Source organism: Clostridium sp. AF35-15, from assembly GCF_003477745.1.
Taxonomy (GTDB): Bacteria; Bacillota; Clostridia; order Lachnospirales; family Lachnospiraceae; genus Otoolea; species Otoolea fessa.
On record NZ_QUDY01000020.1, the window covers coordinates 2,315 to 3,345 of the forward strand.

The following is a 1,031-nucleotide window of genomic DNA, read 5'->3' on the forward strand; positions in this document are numbered from 1 at the left end:
AGAGTCCGCAAAGCATGTTTGGAGGTCTACAATCCAGAACCGGCGTTTGTGGAGCTTCCTCAGCCGATAGAGAAAGCTCTGCCCCGGGAAGACAGCAGCTTAAAACCGACAGCTATTCTGCGAAATTCCAGAGGATTAGCACTTGAAATTTATAATCCTGTCTCTAAAGATATGCTTCAGTGTATCCTGGAGGTGCTGTCTAATGCTGAATGACGCCACAGGTCTGAAAAAGATCTATCTTGCAGCTGGTTATACCGATCTGCGGAGAGGAATGGATGGTCTCGCAACGATCATCCGGTTCCGGTTTCAGCTCGATCCGTATGATAAAAATACGCTCTTTCTTTTCTGCGGGAAGAAGACGGACCGAATCAAGGGACTCTTATGGGAAGGGGATGGGTTCCTGCTTCTTTACAAGAGACTGAGCAACGGTGCCTTCAACTGGCCACGTTCCGTAGAAGAGGCGTTGGAAATATCCCCGGAACAGTATACGATGCTGATGCAAGGGCTTGAAATTCTCCCCAAACATCCGATCAGGCCAAATGATCCGCCTAAAAGATTGATGTAACATTTGTGCATTATGGAGAAAAAAATTTCTATATTTCACAGAAGAAAAGAGAATCTCTTCCGTTTCATAAAGCTTATCCACAGAATTCAGTCCGCAGGAATCAAACCACACGGTTTCGGGCAGAAAAATCGTTCTGAATCTGTGGATAGCAGTACAGAACATCTGGAATCCTGAAAAGCTATCCCAGGTGCTCTGTACTGTTATCCACCGTCATTATGCCGAAAGGAAAACAGGCGCCAAGTGGCAGAAAACGTACAGATCTGGTACAATGGACTCATTGAGAAAAGGAGTTCCTGCCATGGCGATGAAGTTCACAGAAGAACAGTTAAACAGCTTTGATAAATCTATGCTGATCCAGTTATTTTTGAATCAACAGGAACAGTTAGAAAAGGTCAGTGCCGACCTGCATTCCCTGGATACGAAGATGCAGGCAATGATGGAACAGCTGATCCTGGCTAATAAGAAC

Annotated in this window: 2 protein-coding genes; both read left to right on the top strand. The window is 45.3% G+C overall.

Annotated features, from left to right (window positions below; all coding sequences use genetic code 11):
* The coding region (locus tag DWZ76_RS15150) for a hypothetical protein (protein ID WP_207663658.1) at positions 1-213 on the top strand (213 nt) is incomplete at its 5' end.
* A complete protein-coding gene (gene tnpB, locus DWZ76_RS14835; protein ID WP_118468476.1) occupies positions 203-565 on the top strand; it encodes an IS66 family insertion sequence element accessory protein TnpB in 363 nt (120 codons plus the stop codon). The genes DWZ76_RS15150 and tnpB, both read left to right, overlap by 11 nt.
* Positions 566-1,031: the final 466 nt, after the last annotated feature.

Coding starts and splice junctions, on each gene's coding strand:
- tnpB (WP_118468476.1), top strand. CDS start 203: ATGCTGAATGACGCCACAGGTCTGAAAAAGATCTATCTTGCAGCTGGT.